Origin of the sequence: Flavobacterium sp. HJ-32-4 (assembly GCF_022532105.1) — a bacterium.
Lineage (GTDB): Bacteria > Bacteroidota > Bacteroidia > Flavobacteriales > Flavobacteriaceae > Flavobacterium.
Window position 1 is genome coordinate 2,400,413 of record NZ_CP092832.1, and the last position, 20,379, is coordinate 2,420,791.

General features: G+C 50.5%; 22 protein-coding genes. 9 read left to right on the top strand and 13 right to left on the bottom strand.

What is annotated here, in order from left to right:
* Positions 1 to 98: 98 nt before the first annotated feature.
* Positions 99 to 626 (top strand): hypothetical protein, encoded by a 528-nt coding sequence (locus tag MKO97_RS10090; protein ID WP_241103095.1) that lies wholly within the window; start codon positions 99 to 101, stop codon positions 624 to 626.
* 210 nt (positions 627 to 836) lie between these two features.
* Positions 837 to 3,029, top strand: a complete 2,193-nt coding sequence (locus tag MKO97_RS10095; protein ID WP_241103096.1) for a glutamine synthetase III — start codon at positions 837 to 839, stop codon at positions 3,027 to 3,029.
* A 140-nt stretch (positions 3,030 to 3,169) separates the two neighbouring features.
* Here the strand turns inward: MKO97_RS10095 and MKO97_RS10100 are convergent, their stop codons facing one another.
* On the bottom strand, positions 3,170 to 3,598 hold the full coding sequence (locus tag MKO97_RS10100; protein ID WP_241103097.1) for a hypothetical protein: 429 nt from the start codon (positions 3,596 to 3,598) through the stop codon (positions 3,170 to 3,172).
* Positions 3,599 to 3,870: 272 nt separating this feature from the next.
* Between MKO97_RS10100 and MKO97_RS10105 the strand changes: the two genes are divergently transcribed.
* Together MKO97_RS10105 and MKO97_RS10110 are read left to right on the top strand one after the other, a co-directional pair.
* On the top strand, positions 3,871 to 4,764 hold the full coding sequence (locus MKO97_RS10105; protein ID WP_241103098.1) for an OmpA family protein: 894 nt from the start codon (positions 3,871 to 3,873) through the stop codon (positions 4,762 to 4,764).
* Positions 4,761 to 5,564: an OmpA family protein gene (locus MKO97_RS10110; protein ID WP_241103099.1), complete on the top strand. Its 804-nt coding sequence runs from the start codon at positions 4,761 to 4,763 to the stop codon at positions 5,562 to 5,564. Before MKO97_RS10105 ends, MKO97_RS10110 begins: the two co-directional genes overlap by 4 nt.
* Before the next feature lie 191 nt (positions 5,565 to 5,755).
* Here MKO97_RS10110 and MKO97_RS10115 read toward each other — a convergent pair whose 3' ends face one another.
* Positions 5,756 to 6,190 carry a DUF1573 domain-containing protein gene (locus MKO97_RS10115; RefSeq protein WP_241103100.1) on the bottom strand — a complete coding sequence of 145 codons (435 nt, stop codon included), beginning with the start codon at positions 6,188 to 6,190 and terminating at the stop codon, positions 5,756 to 5,758.
* Between the two features lie 188 nt (positions 6,191 to 6,378).
* Between MKO97_RS10115 and MKO97_RS10120 the strand changes: the two genes are divergently transcribed.
* Entirely contained in the window at positions 6,379 to 9,012 is a 2,634-nt protein-coding gene (locus MKO97_RS10120) for a valine--tRNA ligase (RefSeq protein WP_241103101.1), read from the top strand.
* 3 nt (positions 9,013 to 9,015) lie between these two features.
* On the opposite strand, the gene MKO97_RS10125 is transcribed toward MKO97_RS10120, so the two are convergent.
* The 7 genes from MKO97_RS10125 to rsfS all read right to left on the bottom strand — a co-directional run bounded on the left by MKO97_RS10125 (position 9,016) and on the right by rsfS (position 14,543).
* Entirely contained in the window at positions 9,016 to 9,780 is a 765-nt protein-coding gene (locus MKO97_RS10125; protein ID WP_241103102.1) for a superoxide dismutase, read from the bottom strand.
* The gene (locus MKO97_RS10130) at positions 9,777 to 10,055 is read right to left on the bottom strand and encodes an acyl-CoA-binding protein (protein ID WP_241103103.1); all 279 of its coding nucleotides are present in this window, start codon (positions 10,053 to 10,055) and stop codon (positions 9,777 to 9,779) included. The genes MKO97_RS10125 and MKO97_RS10130 overlap by 4 nt, the downstream gene beginning before the upstream one ends.
* Entirely contained in the window at positions 10,055 to 10,717 is a 663-nt protein-coding gene (locus MKO97_RS10135) for a phosphatidylserine decarboxylase family protein (RefSeq protein ID WP_241103104.1), read from the bottom strand. The genes MKO97_RS10130 and MKO97_RS10135 overlap by 1 nt, the downstream gene beginning before the upstream one ends.
* Positions 10,698 to 11,546, bottom strand: coding sequence for a phosphatidate cytidylyltransferase (locus MKO97_RS10140; RefSeq protein ID WP_241103105.1), 849 nt, complete (start codon positions 11,544 to 11,546; stop codon positions 10,698 to 10,700). Before MKO97_RS10140 ends, MKO97_RS10135 begins: the two co-directional genes overlap by 20 nt.
* Position 11,547: 1 nt before the next feature.
* Positions 11,548 to 12,147: a lactate utilization protein B/C gene (locus tag MKO97_RS10145; protein ID WP_241103106.1), complete on the bottom strand. Its 600-nt coding sequence runs from the start codon at positions 12,145 to 12,147 to the stop codon at positions 11,548 to 11,550.
* Between the two features lie 89 nt (positions 12,148 to 12,236).
* Complete coding sequence (gene ftsH, locus MKO97_RS10150) at positions 12,237 to 14,159, bottom strand: ATP-dependent zinc metalloprotease FtsH (RefSeq protein ID WP_241103107.1); 1,923 nt, start codon at positions 14,157 to 14,159, stop codon at positions 12,237 to 12,239.
* 12 nt (positions 14,160 to 14,171) lie between these two features.
* Positions 14,172 to 14,543, bottom strand: coding sequence for a ribosome silencing factor (gene rsfS, locus MKO97_RS10155; protein WP_241103108.1), 372 nt, complete (start codon positions 14,541 to 14,543; stop codon positions 14,172 to 14,174).
* A 78-nt stretch (positions 14,544 to 14,621) separates the two neighbouring features.
* Between rsfS and MKO97_RS10160 the strand changes: the two genes are divergently transcribed.
* On the top strand, positions 14,622 to 15,347 hold the full coding sequence (locus MKO97_RS10160; RefSeq protein WP_241103109.1) for a biotin--[acetyl-CoA-carboxylase] ligase: 726 nt from the start codon (positions 14,622 to 14,624) through the stop codon (positions 15,345 to 15,347).
* Here MKO97_RS10160 and MKO97_RS10165 read toward each other — a convergent pair.
* On the bottom strand, positions 15,344 to 15,736 hold the full coding sequence (locus tag MKO97_RS10165; RefSeq protein ID WP_241103110.1) for an SRPBCC family protein: 393 nt from the start codon (positions 15,734 to 15,736) through the stop codon (positions 15,344 to 15,346). The genes MKO97_RS10160 and MKO97_RS10165 overlap by 4 nt on opposite strands.
* Before the next feature lie 12 nt (positions 15,737 to 15,748).
* Positions 15,749 to 16,390, bottom strand: a complete 642-nt coding sequence (gene pyrE / locus MKO97_RS10170) for an orotate phosphoribosyltransferase (RefSeq protein ID WP_241103111.1) — start codon at positions 16,388 to 16,390, stop codon at positions 15,749 to 15,751.
* Between the two features lie 7 nt (positions 16,391 to 16,397).
* Here pyrE and MKO97_RS10175 point away from each other — a divergent pair, with 7 nt between their 5' ends.
* Complete coding sequence (locus MKO97_RS10175; protein ID WP_241103112.1) at positions 16,398 to 17,027, top strand: NUDIX hydrolase; 630 nt, start codon at positions 16,398 to 16,400, stop codon at positions 17,025 to 17,027.
* On the opposite strand, the gene coaD is transcribed toward MKO97_RS10175, so the two are convergent.
* Together coaD and MKO97_RS10185 are read right to left on the bottom strand one after the other, a co-directional pair.
* Entirely contained in the window at positions 17,024 to 17,479 is a 456-nt protein-coding gene (coaD, locus tag MKO97_RS10180; RefSeq protein WP_241103113.1) for a pantetheine-phosphate adenylyltransferase, read from the bottom strand. The genes MKO97_RS10175 and coaD overlap by 4 nt on opposite strands.
* Before the next feature lie 42 nt (positions 17,480 to 17,521).
* Positions 17,522 to 18,517, bottom strand: a complete 996-nt coding sequence (locus MKO97_RS10185; protein ID WP_241103114.1) for a D-alanine--D-alanine ligase — start codon at positions 18,515 to 18,517, stop codon at positions 17,522 to 17,524.
* Positions 18,518 to 18,722: 205 nt separating this feature from the next.
* On the opposite strand from MKO97_RS10185, the gene MKO97_RS10190 reads away from it, so the two are divergent.
* Entirely contained in the window at positions 18,723 to 19,325 is a 603-nt protein-coding gene (locus tag MKO97_RS10190) for a PASTA domain-containing protein (RefSeq protein WP_241103115.1), read from the top strand.
* Between the two features lie 2 nt (positions 19,326 to 19,327).
* Entirely contained in the window at positions 19,328 to 20,365 is a 1,038-nt protein-coding gene (locus MKO97_RS10195) for an RluA family pseudouridine synthase (RefSeq protein ID WP_241103116.1), read from the top strand.
* The last annotated feature ends 14 nt before the right edge of the window (positions 20,366 to 20,379 follow it).

Sequence of the window (20,379 nt, forward strand, 5' to 3'; positions counted from 1 at the left end):
ATTCTACTTAAGGGTGGTGGTTTTTTTAGAAAACTTTACCACCCTAAATTTTTTTATCGGCACCTTTTGCCTTTATTTTAACCTAAAAATCATTTATCATGAAACGACTACTGTTACTACTTACCGTATTTGCCGGCGCGACGGTCTTCCAAAGCTGTGAAGGCGATAGGGGTCCTGCAGGACCTGCGGGGCCGGATAGCCTGGTGTACGAACTTTTTAATGTGGACTTTACCCTGTCGAATGGCGAATATGTAATCAACCGCCAGTGGGTCGACCTGATTGGTGGCGACCTGTATGACGAAGAATCCATCCTGATTTACCGCCTGACCGATACCTTCAACAGCAATGGCGAGACGGTGCCGGTGTGGCAACTGATTCCACGTACGCTGTTTTTGGAGGAAGGAGAGTTGGATTACGATTTTGACTTTAGTAAAAAGGACTTCTTTATTTATGCAGGAGGAACCTTCGATGTAGCGACTACGCCCGAGTTCATCAACGACCAAACCTTTCGTATCGTCGTGATTCCGGGTTATTTCGCCAACCGTCGCGCGGTAGACTATAATGACTACAATGCCGTCATCAAATTCTACGGCATCGATGACAGCCACGTAAAGCGCATCAACTAATAGGTGCATGCGATCAAATCAAGGGGCTTCGGCCCCTTTTTTATTTCCCAAAGTGAGCGATACCCCTCATTTTGGACGTTTCGACAAGGGTTTGTTTATAAAAATGGCTTTATACCCCCAAAATTTTTAGGGGTGTATGCGTTCTGATTCTACTATTTTCTTATTTTTGCCCTATCTTTTTTATAGGTATAACAAAAAAACTCAAACTTTATGTCAACTTTCCGTTTTCAGGCCCTCCAGGAAACCGCCAACCGCAAGCCGGTTAAGGTCGAGGAACTCGACAAGAAATCCGTCATCTTTGGAAGCAACGTCTTCAATGATAAGGCAATGCGACAATTCCTTACAAAAGAAGGATACCAGGCGGTGCAGAGCGCGATCCTGCACGGAACGAAGATTGACCGTAAGATCGCCGAGTATATCGCCATGGGTATGAAGGAATGGGCGTTGTCGAAAGGCGTCACCCACTACACCCACTGGTTCCAGCCGCTCACCGGCGCTACTGCTGAAAAACACGATGCGTTTTTCGAAACGTCGTTCGATGGCAGCGACCCGGTTGAAAAATTCGGTGGTGGCCAATTGGTACAACAAGAGCCCGATGCGTCGAGCTTCCCGAACGGGGGTATCCGTAACACGTTCGAAGCACGTGGCTATACCGCATGGGATCCGACGTCGCCGGCGTTCATCTATGGCACGACGCTTTGTATCCCTACTGTATTCGTGTCCTACACCGGCGAAGCGCTTGACAACAAGGCGCCGCTGCTCCGTGCGCTCAATGCCATCGATGATGCCGCTACCGAAGTGGCGCGTTACTTTGATAAAAATGTGAAAAAGGTCACCCCGACGCTGGGATGGGAGCAAGAGTACTTCCTCATCGACAAAGCGCTGGCCAATTCACGTCCGGATATCGTGTTGACCGGGCGTACGCTACTCGGACACGCATCGGCGAAAGGACAGCAGTTGGAGGACCATTACTTCGGTTCGATCCCAACACGTGTGCTCAACTATATGCGTGACCTTGAGAACGAGTGTATGTTGCTGGGTATCCCGGTAAAGACGCGTCACAACGAGGTGGCACCGAACCAATTCGAGCTAGCGCCTATTTTTGAGGAAACCAACCTGGCTGTCGACCACAATGCGTTGTTGATGGATATTATGTCGAAGGTCGCAGAGCGCCACGATTTCCGTGTGTTGCTGCACGAGAAGCCGTTCCAGGGCGTGAATGGTTCCGGTAAGCACAACAACTGGTCTATGGCGACCGATACGGGCGTGAACCTGTTGGCTCCGGGCAAAACCCCGATGAGCAACCTGCAATTCCTCACGTTCTTCATTAATACGATCAAAGCGGTTTACACCTACGAAGAGTTGCTGCGCGCGTCTATCGCATCGGCCAGCAACGACCACCGTCTGGGTGCCAACGAAGCGCCACCGGCCATCATTTCCGTATTCATCGGCCAGCAATTGACCAAGGTATTGGCAGAGTTGGAAGGCGTGTCGAACGGTAAACTCTCACCAGAAGAGAAGACCGACCTGAAATTGAACGTAGTGGGTAAAATTCCGGATGTATTGCTTGACAATACCGACCGTAACCGTACCTCTCCGTTTGCGTTCACCGGAAACAAATTCGAATTCCGTGCCGTCGGATCATCCGCGAACTGTGCGGTGGCGATGACTACGCTGAACTCGATCGTTGCCAAGCAGTTGCGCGATTTCAAGAAAGAAGTGGACGCCCTTATCGAAAGCAAAGGGTTGAAGAAAGATGAAGCGATCTTCAACGTTCTTCGCGAATACATCAAGCAAACCAAGGCCATCCTTTTCGAAGGCGACGGTTATAGCGAAGCATGGGAGAAAGAGGCCGCGAAACGCAAACTGAGCAACCACAAGACGACTCCAAAAGCGTTGAAAGCAAAGGTATCTAAAGCCGCCATGGACCTGTTCGAAGAACTGGGTGTCATGAACCACGTTGAGGTCGAGGCACGCTACGAAATCGAATTGGAGGAATACACCAAGAAAATCCAGATCGAAGGCCGCGTATTGGGCGATATCGCACGGAACCACGTGGTGCCAACCGCGATCAAGTACCAGAACACGCTGATCGAAAACGTGAAAGGGTTGAAAGAAATCTTCGGAAACAAAGAGTTCGAATCGGTAGCAGGTGAGCAAATCAGCCTGATCCGTACGATTTCAGCCCACATTGAAGGCATCAACAAGAACGTGCTGGCGATGACGGAAGCGCGCAAGAAAGCCAACGCACTGAAAAGTGCCGAGAAAATGGCCGAAGCGTATTGCGACAAAGTGAAGCCGTACTTCGATATCATCCGCGAGCACTGCGACAAACTCGAACTTTTGGTTGACGACGAAGTCTGGACGCTGACGAAATACCGCGAGTTATTGTTCACACGATAATTAGTTGTTCGTTTCAAAAAGAAATCCTGCCCGAAAGAGCAGGATTTTTTTTTAACCTGAGTTCGGGGTAAGCGTGAGTTAGTGTTAGCTGGTCTGTTTTTACTGTTTGTAGGTTCAACGATGGTTTTTTAGGGAAGAAACTACAGGTTTTCAGCGTGTTGCGGTATCCAAGTATACTTTTCCTCACTTAGCAACTTATAGCTTTCCTCAAGAATAGTAACGTTAATGGAGCCTCCGGGTTTTGAAATTGGCGTGCCTTCATTGCCTGCGTCATACAGTTCTTTGTTGACGCTCAACATTATTTCCTTGTTATTCAGAAAGGTATAGTAAGGGGGAAACGACATATACCCTAAGTTAACTTTTTCGCTCGCTGTGTTAAGCTTTACCTTGAACTGGTATTTGTTGAAATTGCATTTGTCGCAATATATCCTTTGCAGAATTACTCCATCAATCGCAAGTTGTCGGATGAACTCCTTATGTGAAAGTATATTTTGTTGCACATCTTTCCTGACTCCATTATTGCAAGAGACGGTCAGCAAAATCAAGCAGCAAAGAAACATCATTTTCATGGCGGGGAATTTTTACAAATCTAATTTAATAGTGAATACGGTCTTTACTGTTACCATCGATGTTGTCCTTTACTGCTCCCGCAGCTTCTCTTTCATTCTTACGTTCAAATTTCTCGATTTTCGTTTCAGTACGGGTTAATTCATGTTGGATAGATTGCTGTATGAATCTTTGCCTTTTTTAATCCCGAACTCCTGTTATTTGTCGATCCCTGCTGTCAGGTACGTTGCATTCGTCATGCGACATAAATTTTGCGTAACTTCGTTATCATCGTATGAAATCAATCCTTTTTTTTCTGGTAGGGGTGTTCGCATCCGTTGCCACCGCCCAACAGTCCGTTACCGTCTATTTCGACACGGGTAAATTTGAATTGTCTGCTACCGAACGCGGCCGTTTTGAAGAATGGATCAAGGCCAATACCGGATCAAAAGTCGTCGCCATCAACGGTTATACGGATGAGGTCGGCTCGACCGGCTACAACGACACGCTGGCGCAGCGAAGGGTGTCGCACGTATTTGGTCTCCTGAAAGGCAAGATCGACACCCGCGACGATTTCGCGACCCGTAGTTTCGGGGAAAGTGTGCAGTTATCCGGTGGTAAAGCGAAGAACCGGCGTGTGGTCGTTACGTACCTACGCCCCGAAGAACGCGCCCGGGAGAATGAAATATTGGGCATCAAGGCACCGGAACCCGTTGTCGAAGCGCGTCCAAAACCCAAGTATCCGGAGAAGATTGTCTTAACAAATCCCGACGGTACAAAATCGGAGTTTGAACTCGACCGCGCCTTCATGGGAAAGATAAACGACGGAAAACCGGGTGAAAAGCTCAAGGTCGAGAACCTGAATTTCCAACTCAATACCTTCGCCATCACCAATGAATCGCGGGGCAAACTTTATGAATTACTTCTTGTGATGCAGCAGAACCCCCAGTTGAAGATCGACATACAGGGACACCTGTGCTGTATGCCCGTCGATCGTGTCGACCTGTCCACCAAACGGGCCAAAGCGGTGCGGGAGTTCCTTGTGGCCAACGGCATCGACAAGTCGCGGTTGAGCTATCGCGGTTTCGGCAGCAGCCAGCCACTCTATCCGCTTCCTGAGCGAGACGAAGCCGAACGTGCGGCTAACCGGAGGGTCGAGATCGAAATTGTAGCCAACGGTGCGCCTTGAAAGGCTGGGGGCGCATCGTGTTGTTTTTGTGGGTGTCGTTCGCCGTGCACGGACAACAACTCGAGATTTTCTTCGAATACGATAAGTATGACCTGAATGCCGGCGCACAAGCCAAATTAGACCGATGGCTGGCCGAACATCCGGATGCGGAAGTCACCAAACTCTATGGCTATTGCGATTGGAAGGGCCGTAACGCCTACAACGACTCGCTGTCGCTGAAACGCGTCCGCAGCGTATACGATTATCTTATCTCGAAAAACGTCGAAGTGTTGCCCGATTACGAAGCCAAGGGGTATGGCGAGGATTTTGAGCAGTCGCCCGTCCAGGCCGAAAACCGAAAGGTGGTGATGGCATGGCGGATACGGGAGCGGCCGGTCGCAAAAGATCCATCAAAAGCGCCGAGCCTTCCCGCCGTGTCAGAACTTCGAAAACTGGTCGACAAGGCGAAAGAGGGTGATGTGGTGTTGTTGCCCCAACTGTACTTTTTCAATAATTCGGCGCGTCTGGTTCCGAAGTCGGAGCCGGTTTTATATGAACTGTTGTGTATCCTCCGCGATAGTCCAACGCTGAAGGTGGAGATACGCGGACATATCTGCTGCCAACCTGTCGAAGACGTCAATAACGTGTCGACCGCCCGGGCGAAGGCTGTTTTCCAGTACCTCCTTCGGAATAAGATCGCCCGCAACCGGTTGACCTATAAAGGTTATGGCATCCAGATGCCGTTGCATCCGATTCCGGAACAGGATGCCGGAGAGGAAAACGACAACCGACGTGTCGACATCCTTATCCTTTCTAAATAACGTGAGTTCGATAGAAGCATTTCGTCAGTCGCTTTGTAAAGAACTCAAAACCATAACATTTACAAGTTCGGACCCGGAAAACATCCGTTCGCGATGTTCTTTTGAGCTATTTTCCGTCCTCTTGACGACACGCTTCTATCGAACTCACGTTACATAAAAAAAACCGCCCTTTCGGACGGCTTTTCCCTCTGCTAGTGTTCAATAAGCGTCTTGCTCTTTTCGATGGGGTTGCTTCCTTTTTCCGGAACCACTTCGCCTTTTATCTTCAATACCACCATGCCATCGGGCACGTTTACGGCATTTGATTCGACGGTTATGGTTTTGCGGATGGCACCCATCTGCATATTGTATTTCACATCAATCTTACCGGTTTTGCCCGGGGCGATCGGTTCGGTCGGTTTCGTTGGAACCGTACAACCGCAGGTCGACTGGACATTCTTGATGATGAGCGGTGCATCGCCGGTATTCCGGAACTCAAAGGTGCGGATACCGTTGTCGGTCGCTTTCGAAACCGTTCCGTAGTCAATCGTGTTGTCTTTGGCAAGAAACTCGATCTTGGGACCGGCCTGCGCATGTGCCACCGACATGCCAACGGAAATCAAAGCCAGGAAAAACAGTTTTTTCATCGTTTCCAGTAGATTAGGTTCGTAAATGTAGCGGGTTTGCCGATAAGAACAAATTCAATTGGCGCAATTTTTTATACGAGGCCAATTCCGTACTTTTGTGGGCCGGTGCAAAAAGCGTACCAACCCGCGAGGCCTTTACAGTCAAGGGATTTGAACGCGTTGCCCGATTCTAACGAATAGTACAAGACATGAGCCTTCCTGCGCAATTTGACGCCGCCTCCATTGAGAAAAAATGGTATGATTACTGGATGGAAAACGGGTATTTCCATTCCAAACCCGATCATCGCACGCCCTACACCATCGTAATCCCACCGCCGAACGTCACCGGGGTGCTGCACATGGGGCACATGCTCAATAACACCATTCAGGATGTGCTGATCCGTCGTGCGCGTCTGAAAGGCTTCAATGCGTGCTGGGTTCCGGGTACCGACCACGCGTCGATTGCCACGGAAGCGAAGGTTGTGGACAAACTCAAAAAAGAAGGCATCAACAAAGCCGACCTCACACGGGAGGAGTTCCTGAAGCACGCCTGGGAATGGACCGATAAATACGGCGGTGTCATCCTCGAGCAATTGAAGAAACTCGGCGCGTCGTGTGATTGGGACCGTACAAAGTTCACGATGGACCCGGATATGACGGCATCGGTCATCCGTTCGTTTGTGGATCTTTACAATAAGGGACTCATCTACCGCGGGTACCGCATGGTAAACTGGGATCCGGAGGCGAAAACGACGCTGTCGGATGAAGAAGTGAATTATGAAGAACGGCAGGGAAAACTCTATTTCCTGAAATATAAGGTAGAAGGGGAGGATGGTTTCCTGACCGTTGCCACTACACGCCCCGAGACGATTTTTGGCGACACCGCTGTCTGCATCAACCCCAACGACGAGCGCTACGCACACCTGAAAGGGAAGAAGGCCATCGTGCCGATCTGCAACCGCGTGGTGCCGATCATTGAGGACGAGTATGTGGACGTGGAATTCGGTACCGGTTGCCTCAAAGTAACACCGGCGCACGATGTGAATGACCAGGTGCTCGGCCAGAAGCATGGTTTGGACGTGATTGACATCTTTAATGAGGATGCTTCACTGAATTCCTTTGGTTTGCACTATAAAGGCAAAGACCGTTTTGTGGTTCGCGAGGAAATTGCGAAGGAACTGGAAGAAAAGCAACTACTGACCAAAACGGAGAACCATACCAGCAACGTCGGTACGTCGGAACGGACGAAGGCCGTGATTGAACCGCGTCTTTCCGACCAATGGTTCCTGAAAATGGAAGAGTTGGTGAAGCCGGCTATCAAAGCGGTACTCGAGACGGATGAAATCAAATTGTATCCGTCGCGTTTCAACAACACGTATCGCCATTGGCTCGAAAACATCCGTGATTGGAATATCTCAAGGCAGTTGTGGTGGGGACAACAGATCCCGGCCTATTACTACGGCGATGGGAAAGAAGATTTCGTCGTGGCGGAAACCCTCGAACAGGCGGTTGACCTGGCCCGTGAAAAGTCTGGAAACCCACAGTTGACCGCGTCGGACCTGAAGCAGGATCCGGATGCGCTCGACACCTGGTTTTCGTCCTGGCTGTGGCCGATGGCGGTGTTTGGAGGTATCATGGACCCGGAAAATCCGGATTATAAATATTACTATCCGACAAATGATCTCGTAACCGGACCGGACATCCTCTTTTTCTGGGTGGCCCGTATGATCATTGCGGGATATGAATACGGAAAAGACAAGCCGTTCTCCAACGTATACCTCACCGGACTCGTGCGTGACAAGCAACGCCGGAAAATGTCGAAGTCGCTGGGCAATTCACCGGATCCGCTTGACCTGATCGACACATTCGGAGCAGACGGTGTTCGTGTGGGCCTGCTCCTCAGTGCATCGGCCGGGAATGATATCCTGTTCGACGAAGAGCTGTGTGCCAACGGTAAAGCCTTCGCCCATAAGATTTGGAACGCATTTCGCCTGGTGAAAGGGTGGGAGGTAGCCGCTATCGAGCAACCCGCAGCGGCTGCCGAAGCGATTGCCTGGTATGAGGCCAAGTTGCAACATACGCTGGCGGAAATCGAAGACCATTTCTCGAAATACCGCATTTCCGATGCGCTCATGGCAATCTATAAATTGGTGTGGGACGACTTCTGTTCGTGGTTCCTCGAAATGATCAAACCGGGTTACCAACAACCGATTGACGGCGTCACGTTTGGAAAGGCGATTGAGATGTTGGAGGCGAACCTGAAGTTACTGCATCCGTTCATGCCGTTCCTTACGGAGGAAATCTGGCAGCATATCGCCGACCGACGTCCGGAAGAGGCGCTGATCATCTCTACCTGGCCGGAAGCGAAGCCGTTCGATGCCTCGTTGCTATCCGAGTTCGAGTTCGTATCGGAGGTCATCGCAGGCATCCGTACGATCCGAAAAGACAAGAATATCCCGCAGCGCGATACCCTGGAGCTTCACGTCCTCGACCATGAAAAAGGAGCGGGACGCTTTGATGCCATCCTTCGAAAACTCGGTAACCTGTCATCATTGACGTATGTATCCGAGAAAGTAGACGGCGCGCTGTCGTTCCGGGTGAAATCGAATGAGTATTTTATTCCGGTGACCGGGAACATCGACGTGGCGGCTGAAGTTGAGAAACTACGCGAGGAACTTACGTATACACAAGGCTTCCTGAAATCAGTACAGGCGAAACTTTCCAACGAGAAATTCGTGGCAGGTGCCCCGGCGAACGTCATCGAAAACGAGCGGAAGAAAGAGGCCGACGCCTTGGCGAAGATTGCCACGATCGAACAGAGCCTGGCGTCGCTGGGCGCCTAACCGTTATTTGCGGATGGCGTCTTCGTAGCGTTCCAGGGCCTTGTCCCAGTTGATGTGGGTCCAGAACGCTTCTATGTACTTTTTACGACGGTATTGGTAGTCGATGTAATAGGCATGTTCCCATACATCAAGTGCCAAAATCGGCTTTCCCGGAACGGCCACGCCCGGCATCAACGGATTGTCCTGGTTGGCAGTGGCAGTGACCTGCAGCTTTCCGGAACGGTCGACTACCAGCCACGCCCATCCGGATCCGAATTGTTTACCGGCGGCGTCTTCAAATTGGTTGCGGAAGGTATCGAAGGAGCCAAAATCGCGGTCAATAGCAGCCGCGAGGGTATCTTTAACCTGTCCGCCTTTTCCTTTCAACGATTCGAAGAAGAAGGTGTGGTTGTAATAACCACCCGCGTTGTTGCGTAGTTCGGCGTTCTCGGCGTAGGCTTTTTTGAGGATGTCTTCTATGGGAAGCGATTCGTTCTCGGTTCCCGCCAACACCTTGTTCAGGTTGTTCGTATACGAAAGGTAATGTTTGGAAAAATGGAGTTCTACTGCCAACGGACTCAGGAACGGCGACAGGGCATCGTATTCGTATGACAGTTTGCTGATTTCGAACGCGCCGGGCTCGGCTTTTACATCGTCGGGATGACCGATGGTGATCTTTTCTTCTTTGGCAGGAAGCGGTACTTCCACCACTTCGTGTAGTTTGTTATCGTTGCAACTGAAAAAGGTCACCGTGAATGCGACGGCCACACCAATAGGAAAACGTTTCATTCTTCTCGATTCTTGATGATTTCATCGACCATTTCAATATACTGTCGCATGGCGTCTTCTGGAGACAAATAGCTGATTTGCAGCCAGGCATTCGCTTTGAAAGCGGTTCGCAGGTTTGATTCGGAAGCAGGCCGGTAATCGGGTGCCCCGTGCGTAGCCTGCTTGTAAAACGCATACAACCGCAACTGCACGTCGGGTGCCAGTGACCCTTCCGGCAGGTTGTAGGCGACGTCAACCGCGTCCCTGAAGCGCGTTTCCAGTTCCTTATCGTCCATTAGTCGCGGTTCGCTAAAATCGTCACGTTTCCTTTCACCGTCTGGCCGAGTTGCACGTTTACTTTGGTGCCGACCGGCAGGAACACGTCCACACGCGATCCGAACTTGATGAATCCGGCATCTTCTCCCTGCACCACATCCATGCCTTCCACGGCATAGTTCACGATACGTTTGGCAAGCGCACCGGCAATCTGGCGGTAGAGGATAGGTCCCCAGACTTTATTCTCGACTACAATCGTCGTGCGTTCATTCTCCTCACTTGATTTCGGATCCCATGCCACCAGGAATTTCCCCGGATGGTATTTGCTGAACAGCACCTTTCCGCTTACGGGAAAGCGCGTTACGTGTACGTTGATCGGTGACATGAAAATCGACACCTGCAGGCGTGTATCCTTGAAATATTCCTTTTCAAACACTTCCTCGATCACGACTACTTTGCCGTCAACCGGTGCCGTTACGTTTTTGTTGTTTACCAGGATACTGCGGTTCGGATTGCGGAAAAACTGCAATACGATGATCAGGAATGCAAGTGCTGTCAGGTCGACGGTCACCTGCAACCAACGCAAATGGATGAGGCTGTCGGTAGCTAAGACAACCGCAACGGTGATCGTCACGGCGATGAGGATGATTTTTGAACCTTCCTTATGGAATTTGAAGAACATAGTCCAGTATTTGGTAAAACAGATAGACAAATGGTGTTGCAAAGATAATACTATCGAGTCGATCCAACACACCACCGTGGCCCGGCATGATGCGACCGCTGTCTTTTACGCCGGCCAACCGCTTGAATTTTGATTCGACTAAATCCCCAATAGTACCAAAGACGCTCAGGATGAGGGCTGTAAACGTCCATTGGAGCCAGCGTTGGTTGAACACAGACGGTACGGGATGGATGAGGAAACGGGTAATCAGGTAGGCCGCCAATAGGGAAAAGAAGAGTCCACCCAGGAAACCCTCGATGGTTTTTTTAGGCGAAATGCGCTCAAACAGTTTGTGTTTCCCGATGGATTTGCCCACGAGATACGCGAAGGTGTCGTTGGTCCAGATGATGATAAAATAGCCGATGATGATCCGAAACGCATAATTGTCGCCATAGATGGGGATCCGCGCCATCAGCAAAAACGGGCCTATCAGGTAACCGACCAGCGACGTATAACGAAATAGGGGCGTGGCATTCCACTCCTTCTTTGTAAAAAGAAAATGGCACAACAACAGGCAGGAGGCCAAAGAAATGCCGAGCACCGAGTAATAGAAACGATTGTCAAAAGGTGTTTTGGAAAGCAGGAACCAGGCGCTTACGCCGTATACGGACGCGGCCAGCAGCAGGGGAAGGGCGCGGTGCAAGGAAACGAGCGCACAGAATTCCCAAACCGATATAAGAAGGAAAATACCAAAAAGGATGAGAAACGATTCGCGCGAATAGAGGATGCAGCCAATCAGTAAACCGACATAGACCGCTCCCGATAGCGACCGCTTCAGCGTCTCGTTCATGTTACTGGTCTTCTAAAAGCAGGAGGTAGAGGTTCTTCGCTGCGCTTCCGTAATGCAGGAAGTCCTCTTCCTTGGCTTTTTCGAAGTATTTGATCGTCGTGATATTGGTCGGATAATCCTTTTCGTAGCGCTTTTTGATTTCGCGCAATCCATCGCTTTTACTTTGGACAATCTGGCTGGTCGTCGCTAAGATGACAATGTTTACAGGGAGTTCCTGTGGCTTTTTCTGCTTGATTTGGTTGGAAGAAAAAAGGACCGAGCCTTCATCTGCAATCAGGTTCTCACAACTGGCCAACAAAAAGACAGGGTTTTCCGGTTTGTCGTATATGAGTTTATTCTCGTCGAGCATGCTGAAGAGTTTGGGTTCGAAGCACATCACCTGTGATTCAAACCAGTCGTTTTCTTCGAGGATGTCGAGAAAATGCTCGCGGACTTCCGTCAGGCTTTCGCAATAGAGGAATTTCCCCCCATTCTTCCGGAAATGATGTGTGAACATTTCATCAACGGGAAGGTGCGAGAAGTTTCCGGACTGCAACTCGTTTTCGTGTTGCTCATCACCCGCTTCGTGGCCGGCGCCGAAAAATTTTTTGAAAAGACTCATAGTGCGGTATACTGCCTGTAAGTTCCAAAGATAAAAAAATCTTAACAGGAAAAAATTTCCCGTTACGATTTTTGATGTGTCCGGATGCTTTAAAGTGACTTTTCTTCCTGTAGGTTCTCGTCGAACGTGCGCTTTCCGAAGATGGTCTCAAGGTCATCCTTAAAGATAACTTCCCTGTCGATGAGGATATCGGCCAGTTGCAACAGCTTATCTTTATTTTCCTCGAGGATGTCGATGGCACGGCGGTATTGGCTTTCGATCAATTCGGAAATTTCCTTGTCGATCACCTGGGCTGTGTCTTCGCTATACGGTTTCGAGAAATTGTATTCGTTTTGCCCACTTGAATCGTAGTAGGTCACGTTACCGATTTTGTCGTTCAGTCCATAGATGGTCACCATGGCGCGGGCCTGGCGCGTTACTTTTTCGAGGTCGCTGAGCGCGCCGGTCGAAATCCGGTCGAATACCACTCTCTCCGCTGCGCGTCCGCCCATAGTCGCACACATTTCGTCAAGCATTTGGTCAGGGCGTACGATCTGGCGTTCCTCTGGCAGGTACCAGGCGGCACCCAGGCTTTGGCCTCGTGGCACAATGGTTACTTTCACCAGTGGCGCTGCATGTTCGAGCATCCAACTGACGGTGGCGTGGCCTGCTTCGTGTACGGCAATCGCGCGTTTTTCTTCTGCGGTGATGATTTTGTTCTTTTTCTCCAATCCGCCCACAATCCGGTCCACCGCATCGAGGAAGTCCTGTTTTTCGACAGCCGTTTTGTTTTTACGCGCTGCGATCAGGGCAGCTTCGTTACATACATTGGCAATGTCGGCACCTGAGAAGCCCGGCGTTTGTTTGGCGAGGAAATCGGTATCGAGGTCATTGCCTTTTTTCAAGGGCTGCAAGTGTACTTCGAAAATCTCTTTCCGTTCGCGAACATCCGGAAGGTCGACGTAGATCTGGCGGTCGAAACGTCCGGCGCGCATCAGTGCTTTGTCGAGAACGTCGGCGCGGTTGGTCGCGGCAAGTACGATTACGGTGGAATTCGTGCCAAAACCGTCCATTTCGGTCAGGAGTTGGTTGAGCGTATTCTCGCGTTCGTCGTTACCACCGGAGAAGTTGTTGCGTCCGCGCGCCCGTCCTACTGCATCGATCTCGTCGATGAAGATGATGGCCGGTGCTTTTTCTTTTGCCTGTTTGAAGAGGTCACGTACCCGTGAGGCACCTACACCCACAAACATTTCAAGGAAGTCGGAACCGGAGAGGGAGAAGAACGGAACGCCCGCTTCGCCTGCCACGGCTTTTGCCAGTAGCGTTTTACCGGTGCCCGGAGGTCCTACCAGCAATGCTCCTTTCGGAATTTTTCCACCCAATGCGGTATACCGTTGTGGGTTTTTCAGGAAGTCGACGATTTCCTGTATCTCTTCTTTCGCCCCTTCGAGTCCGGCAACGTCTTTAAAGGTCGTCTTGATGTCGGTCTTCTCATCGAACAGGCGGGCGCGTGATTTTCCGATGTTGAAGATCTGTCCACCACCCGGTCCACCTGCCGCGCCTGACATGCGTCGCATGATGACGATCCAAAGTGCCACGATGATGATGATAGGAAGGAAGGTCACGGCATACTCCATCAGATTGCTCTTCGGGAGGTAGTTGAAATCCTTCAGTTTGCCTTGCTGTACTGCTTTTTCCAGTTCTTTCTGGAAGGCTTCGTTGTCGCCTACGTCTTCCAATCGGAAATTCGGTTGGGACGTGTTGCGACCGCCGAGGATGTTGTCGGAGGCGTCTTTGAATTTCGGGTCTTTTTTGGCTTCCTTCGTAAGGAAAATTTCCGCTTCTGTCTTGTTGTAGACCACCACATGGTCGATTTTCCCTTCGTTTAGATACTTGTGGAAGACTGAAATCGTGATCTTGGACGAATCCTCGAACAGCGAATTGCTGAACGATATAAAGATGAGCAGGCCAAACACGGCTGCGTACATCCATAGCGGATTGAACTTTATTTTGTTTGGGCTTTCTTTGGCCATGATGCGTGTAAGTTAGTAGTTGGTCTGTATGGAAGTGATCTTCGCATCGCCCCAAAGGCTTTCTATGTTGTAGTATTCGCGGATGTGTTTCTGGAAGACATGTACGACGATATGCACATAGTCCATCAGTACCCATTCGCCGTTTTCGGAGCCTTCGACATGCCAGGGCTTGTCTTTGAGTTCCTTTGAGACCATTTTCTGTACGGAGTTTACGATTGCGTTTACCTGCGTGTTCGAGTTGCCGTTGCAGATGATGAAGTAGTCGCAGGCAGAGTTGTCGATTTCCCTCAGGTCAAGTATATCAATGTCATTTCCTTTTACTTCTTCGATCCCCTTAATGATATGTGCCAGCAGGATATCATTGTTTACGCTCTTTTTCGCCATTTAATCTGAATAATGTGTAGCAAATTTACCATTTTTTGTCGTTACTTTTGAACCTTAACGTAAGATTACAAAGCGCTCATGTTCCTTATCAAACTCGATGCCACACCCTCAACAAACGACTATTTGAGGGAGTTGTCAGGCCGCGAATCACTTCCGGACTACACCGTGGTGACGGCAGACTACCAGTCGGCGGGGCGCGGACAAATGGGCGCGAAGTGGGAATCGGGTAAGGGGCAAAACCTGATGTTCAGTGTGTTGGTGCGAAATGCGGTGATGGAAGCGGAGGCTCTTTTCCGGTTGAATGCCGCCATCGCCCTGGCCGTTGCCCTCGTGTTGGAACGACTGGGAGTGCCTGACACCGCAATCAAATGGCCGAACGACATTCTGTCAGGCAATCGCAAACTCGCGGGTATCCTCATTGAAAACACCTTTGGGTCGCAGGGCATTACGTCGGTTATAGGTATTGGCGTAAACGTGAATCAAACGCAATTCGACGGGTTACCTTATGCGTCGTCTATGTGTCTGGCTGCGGGAATCCCCTTCGATCGCGATTCGGTGTTGAACGAATTGGTGGCAGAATTGAAAACGCAGGTCGCGAAACTGTCAGCGGATGGCGACGGCGTGTGGGCATCGTATCACGCGCACCTGTTTCGAAAGGACCGGCCGTCGGCATTTGAGGACGAAAAGGGGCAGCGTTTTATGGGTATAATCCGCCACGTCGACGCTTCGGGAAAGCTTGTAGTGGAACTTGAGGACGAAACACGCAAGTCATTCGCCATAAAGGAACTAAAACTCTTATATTAGAGCTTCGGCATGTTGTTTGCCAGCGTCTCGATAAACTTGCTGATCGGACCCTTTACCATCATCGCCATCATCGCATTGAACTCCCCTTCGAAGAAGAGTTGCACGGCTGCCTGGTTGTCGCTTACCGACTCGATCTTCGCCGTAAGGGCAAACGGCAGTTTGTCAGAGGCCGCACCCAAACGTACCTCTGAAAAGGGGGTACTTCCTTTCAGGCGGAGCTTGATTTCCGGCATGCCTTTCAATCCGAAGATAAACGACTCGGCGTCGGTGATTTCAAATTTTGCCGTGTTTTCCGGCATCAGTTTTTCGTAATTCGCCACTTGGGAAAGGGCGTTGAAAAGGTATTCGGCGGATTGGTTGACCGTTACTTTCGGGCTTTCTAAATTCATAGTGAAAAGGGATTATTCACCCCACGTAGACGGACTCACCCGCCATTCGGCCAGCGTACGTTCTTCGTCTTCGGTGATGTATTTTTTGGTGACAGCCAGTGGTAACAGGCTTTCGTAGTTGCTAAGGGTATACAAATCCACATTGGCTTCCTTGAACGCTTTCGTCGATTCCTGGAAACCGTAGCTGAAAATGGCCGCCATTCCTTTGACGATGGCACCCGATTCTTTGAGTGCTTCCACCGCCATCAGGCTGCTTTTGCCGGTGCTGATCAGATCTTCGATTACGACGACGCTCTGGCCTTTCTGCAGGAAACCTTCGATCTGGTTCATACGACCGTGTTTTTTAGGTTCCGGACGCACGTATACGAAAGGCAATGCCAACGCTTCGGCGACCAGAAGGCCAATACCGATCGCACCTGTTGCCACGCCTGCGATTACGTCGGGCTTACCAAACTGTCGCTCGATATTGCGCGCAAATTCCTCTTTCAGGTAGTTGCGGATAGGAGGGAAGGAAAGGGTCACACGATTGTCGCAATAAATCGGGGATTTCCAACCGGAAGCCCAGGTAAAAGGATTTCCGGGATTTAATTTAATTGCGTTTATTTGTAAAAGTAACTCTGCCGTTTTACTGGCGGTGTCTTTGTTGAAAATCATACTGCAAATGTATAAAGTTTTTGTGAACGACAAGTCGCTTTTCCTCACGGACGAGATCATGAAAGAAACGGATTTCCGTCTTTTTTTGCTGGAAAGTGTCGATATCGGAAAACTGATTTTGCAACTCTACCAGGGTAAAATCAACAAAGCCTACCTCTACTATCCCGACGAAAAAGAAATCATGCGAACGCTGAAATCGCGGATGCCGGTGCACAAGGCCGGTGGCGGACTCGTTCGCAATGCAAAAGGAGAGACGCTTTTTATCTTCCGGCAGGGTAAATGGGATTTGCCGAAAGGCGGACTTGAAAAAGGCGAGGAGGTCGAGCATGCCGCACTTCGTGAGGTAGAAGAGGAAACCGGCGTCAAAGGTTTGCGCATCAACGAAAAGTTGCAGAAAACCTACCACATTTTCAAACGGAATAACCGCTATAAACTGAAGGTGACCCACTGGTTTGGGATGTATACCGACTATACGGGGAAACTGCGTCCACAACCCGAGGAGGGCATCGAAAAAGCCGTCTGGCTGAAACCCGAGGAAATTCCGGCGGCGCTGGAGAATTCCTATGAAAACATCAAGTTGCTTTTCGAGGAATCGCGGGTAAACGAGCGTTCCGCCCGCGAAGCGTCCGGTCTTTAAGGAAGTGTAACGGAGTCAGGTACTAACACCGAGAAGTCACCTCCGTTTCGAATAACATCCCGCACGATACTCGAGGAAATATAAGAGGTGTTGGCCGCTGTCAGCAAAAATACCGTTTCGATCTTCGACAGTTTCCGGTTGGTGTGGGCGATGGCCTTCTCGAACTCGAAGTCCGCCGGGTTCCGCAGTCCCCGCAGGATGAACTTCGCCTTTACTTCCTTACAGAAATCGATGGTGAGTCCGCTATAGGTCACCACTTTTACTGACGGTTCATCGGCGAAGGCCTGTTCGATGAAGCGTTGGCGTTCTTCCAGCGGAAACATGTATTTTTTATCGGAATTCACGCCAATAGCCACGATGATTTCGTCAAACAACGGCAGGCTGCGTTTGATGATGTCGTAGTGTCCCAGTGTGATCGGATCGAATGATCCCGGAAAAACAGCTCTTCTCATTTCAGAAGGTTTAGCGTAAAGATACAAATAGTGCGGATGGCATTACCGACGCCATAACAACCGGCGGTTGAACGCCAGTTCGAGTTCGTTGTCGAGCATATCAGCGAACGAAAGTCCGGCATGACGGGCCTGTTGCGGGAAGATGCTTTGTGGCGATAACCCCGGGTTGGTATTGATTTCAATGAAATGCGGCACGCCGTCCATTATGATGAAATCGGCCCGCGAAAAACCGGTCATCCCGAGGGAATCATAGACTTTGGCGGCCATTTCGCGCACACGCTGTTCCGTAGCGGCATCGAGGCGGGCAGGGGTGATTTCATCCGATTTCCCCAAATATTTGGCTTCATAATCGAAGAACGCGTTGTGTGGCACGATCTCCGTAATCCCAAGTACGGTCGTAGCGCCGCGGTAGTGGAAAACACCCACCGAAATCTCAGTACCGTTCAGGAACGATTCAATCAGGATGTCGCTGTCTTCGGAAAAGGCGAATTCCAGCGCGGCTGGCAACTGCTCAAGTGACTCGACGCGCGATACGCCCAGGCTGCTGCCTGATTGATTGGGTTTGACGAAAAGGGGGAGTCCGAGACGGGCTACCAAATCGTCCCCTGACACCGCATCGCCTTTCGAAAGGTACACCGATTTCGCCATCGGGATGCCGAATTTCGACAACACCGATAACGTATCGCGTTTGTTCAGTGTGAGCGCGGAAAGATAGAAGTTACAACCGGTGTAGGGAAGTTCCAGCAGTTCCCAGTACGCCTGCATGTGGCCGTCTTCACCGGGTGTGCCGTGGATGGTATTGGCCACCGCATCGAACCGTATTTTCTCGTTTCCTATCGTGACGGAGAAATCCGAGCGGTCGATCGGATAACGGGTTCCGTCTACCACCGCATCCCATCCTTCCGGCAAAATATGGATTTCATACACCTCATATTTGGCAGGGTCAAGGTTCTGGAGGATGAGTTGTCCGCTTCGCAGCGAAATCACCGATTCTTCGGAGTAGCCGCCCATCACGACGGCGATTTTCTGTTTGGGCATGTAGTTGGTTTGGTTATGTCTTAATCGTGTCAGGAGCCGTTTTGAACCGATTCCTGCCGGGGTTACGTCATCCGCTTTTGAAGGCTGTTACCCGGCTGGGCGCGCGTCTCTGGCACCAAACAAAAATACCATTTTTTCACATCGGAACGTTATCTTTGCACACGATGCAACGGGATAAACCGTTACGAAGTAAAACTGCGTCTACATGAAGCTTACGGAATACCTGAAGAGTAAAGCCTTTTTCGTCCGCGTGGCCATGGCACTTGGAATCGTCATCATCGCCGGTTTCCTGGTGTTGCAATGGTTGGATTTCACGACCAACCACGGACAGGAGATTTCCGTACCGGATCTCAGTAAATTGTCGGTGGAAGCGGCGGAGGAAAAGCTGGACGACGCTGACCTCGACTACGAAATCCTCGATACCGTTGACTTCGTGCCGGGCTATCCGAAGTATTCGATCGTGAGCCAGGACCCTGCGCCGGGTGACAAGGTGAAGGAAGACCGGAAGATTTACCTGAAAGTGAACTCGGCCGGTTATTCATCGACCCGCGTGCCCGACCTGATTGAAAAGACCTACCGCAATGCCCAATCGATCCTACAGTCGGCCGGTTTGCAGGAAGGTAAGATTACGTACAAGCCGTACCTCGGTAAAGACATGGTGTTGGAAATGCGCCAGGGCGGAAAGTTGTTGCATCCGGGCGATAAAATCATGAAAGCTTCGAAAATCGACCTCGTATTGGGGGATGGAAAAGTAGGGTTTGAAGACACCGATTCGACGGATGTCACCACCGACAGCATACCGGAGTAAACATGGTACAGGATCCTTCTTTAGAAGCTGAAGACGACGAACTTTACGAGCATTACCGTTTCGACGTATCGAAAGGGCAGGCATTGCTCCGGATCGATAAATACCTGATGGGTCACATCCAGAATGTGACGCGAAACAAGGTCCAAAAGGCCGCCGACAACGGTGATATTTATGTGAATGACGTGCCGGTCAAGTCGAATTATAAGGTGAAGCCAGGCGATGTCATCCGCATCCTGTTCCCACATCCGCCTTTTGAGAACCTGATCATCCCTGAAGACATTCCGTTGGATATCGTGTATGAGGACGAGGCGTTGATTGTGATCAATAAACCACCCGGACTCGTCGTGCATCCCGGACACGGAAATTATACCGGAACACTCGTGAACGCGCTTGCGTACCACTACCGCGATCTTCCCCTCAATTCCAGCCAGCGGCCTGGTTTGGTGCACCGTATCGACAAAGATACCTCCGGACTTCTGGTCGTTGCAAAGACCGAGCATGCCTTGGCCCATCTCGCGATGCAGTTTGAGAAGAAGACGTCGGAACGCGAGTATCGGGCGCTCGTTTGGGGCAATGTAAAAGAAGACGAAGGAACCGTCGAAGGAAATATCGGTCGCCACCTCAAAGACCGGATGCAAATGGCCGTTTTTCCCGATGGTAGCGACGGCAAGCCTGCGGTGACGCATTATAAGGTCATCGAACGCCTCGGTTACGTGACCTTGGTGTCGTGTAAACTCGAAACGGGTCGTACGCACCAGATCCGGGTGCATATGAAATACATCGGACACACCTTATTCAACGACGAGCGGTACGGAGGCGACCAAATACTGAAAGGCACCACGTTTACCAAATACAAACAATTCGTCGACAATTGCTTCAAAGTACTCCCGCGACAGGCCCTACATGCCAAAACGCTCGGTTTCGTGCATCCGGTGAGCGGCGACTTCATGCGCTTCGATTCGGAGATGCCGGCCGATATGGAAGAGTGCATCGCGAAGTGGCGGGTATATTCCAAATCACACCAGGAAGAGGAGGAGTAAACCCTTTGGATTCT

Coding starts and splice junctions, on each gene's coding strand:
- ftsH (WP_241103107.1), bottom strand. CDS start 14,159: ATGGCCAAAGAAAGCCCAAACAAAATAAAGTTCAATCCGCTATGGATG.
- MKO97_RS10100 (WP_241103097.1), bottom strand. CDS start 3,598: ATGAAAATGATGTTTCTTTGCTGCTTGATTTTGCTGACCGTCTCTTGC.
- MKO97_RS10190 (WP_241103115.1), top strand. CDS start 18,723: ATGAAGCTTACGGAATACCTGAAGAGTAAAGCCTTTTTCGTCCGCGTG.
- MKO97_RS10195 (WP_241103116.1), top strand. CDS start 19,328: ATGGTACAGGATCCTTCTTTAGAAGCTGAAGACGACGAACTTTACGAG.
- MKO97_RS10105 (WP_241103098.1), top strand. CDS start 3,871: ATGAAATCAATCCTTTTTTTTCTGGTAGGGGTGTTCGCATCCGTTGCC.
- MKO97_RS10130 (WP_241103103.1), bottom strand. CDS start 10,055: ATGGACGATAAGGAACTGGAAACGCGCTTCAGGGACGCGGTTGACGTC.
- MKO97_RS10140 (WP_241103105.1), bottom strand. CDS start 11,546: ATGAACGAGACGCTGAAGCGGTCGCTATCGGGAGCGGTCTATGTCGGT.
- MKO97_RS10175 (WP_241103112.1), top strand. CDS start 16,398: ATGTATAAAGTTTTTGTGAACGACAAGTCGCTTTTCCTCACGGACGAG.
- MKO97_RS10185 (WP_241103114.1), bottom strand. CDS start 18,517: ATGCCCAAACAGAAAATCGCCGTCGTGATGGGCGGCTACTCCGAAGAA.
- rsfS (WP_241103108.1), bottom strand. CDS start 14,543: ATGGCGAAAAAGAGCGTAAACAATGATATCCTGCTGGCACATATCATT.
- pyrE (WP_241103111.1), bottom strand. CDS start 16,390: ATGATTTTCAACAAAGACACCGCCAGTAAAACGGCAGAGTTACTTTTA.
- MKO97_RS10165 (WP_241103110.1), bottom strand. CDS start 15,736: ATGAATTTAGAAAGCCCGAAAGTAACGGTCAACCAATCCGCCGAATAC.
- MKO97_RS10115 (WP_241103100.1), bottom strand. CDS start 6,190: ATGAAAAAACTGTTTTTCCTGGCTTTGATTTCCGTTGGCATGTCGGTG.
- MKO97_RS10120 (WP_241103101.1), top strand. CDS start 6,379: ATGAGCCTTCCTGCGCAATTTGACGCCGCCTCCATTGAGAAAAAATGG.
- MKO97_RS10160 (WP_241103109.1), top strand. CDS start 14,622: ATGTTCCTTATCAAACTCGATGCCACACCCTCAACAAACGACTATTTG.
- MKO97_RS10125 (WP_241103102.1), bottom strand. CDS start 9,780: ATGAAACGTTTTCCTATTGGTGTGGCCGTCGCATTCACGGTGACCTTT.
- MKO97_RS10145 (WP_241103106.1), bottom strand. CDS start 12,147: ATGAGTCTTTTCAAAAAATTTTTCGGCGCCGGCCACGAAGCGGGTGAT.
- coaD (WP_241103113.1), bottom strand. CDS start 17,479: ATGAGAAGAGCTGTTTTTCCGGGATCATTCGATCCGATCACACTGGGA.
- MKO97_RS10090 (WP_241103095.1), top strand. CDS start 99: ATGAAACGACTACTGTTACTACTTACCGTATTTGCCGGCGCGACGGTC.
- MKO97_RS10135 (WP_241103104.1), bottom strand. CDS start 10,717: ATGTTCTTCAAATTCCATAAGGAAGGTTCAAAAATCATCCTCATCGCC.
- MKO97_RS10095 (WP_241103096.1), top strand. CDS start 837: ATGTCAACTTTCCGTTTTCAGGCCCTCCAGGAAACCGCCAACCGCAAG.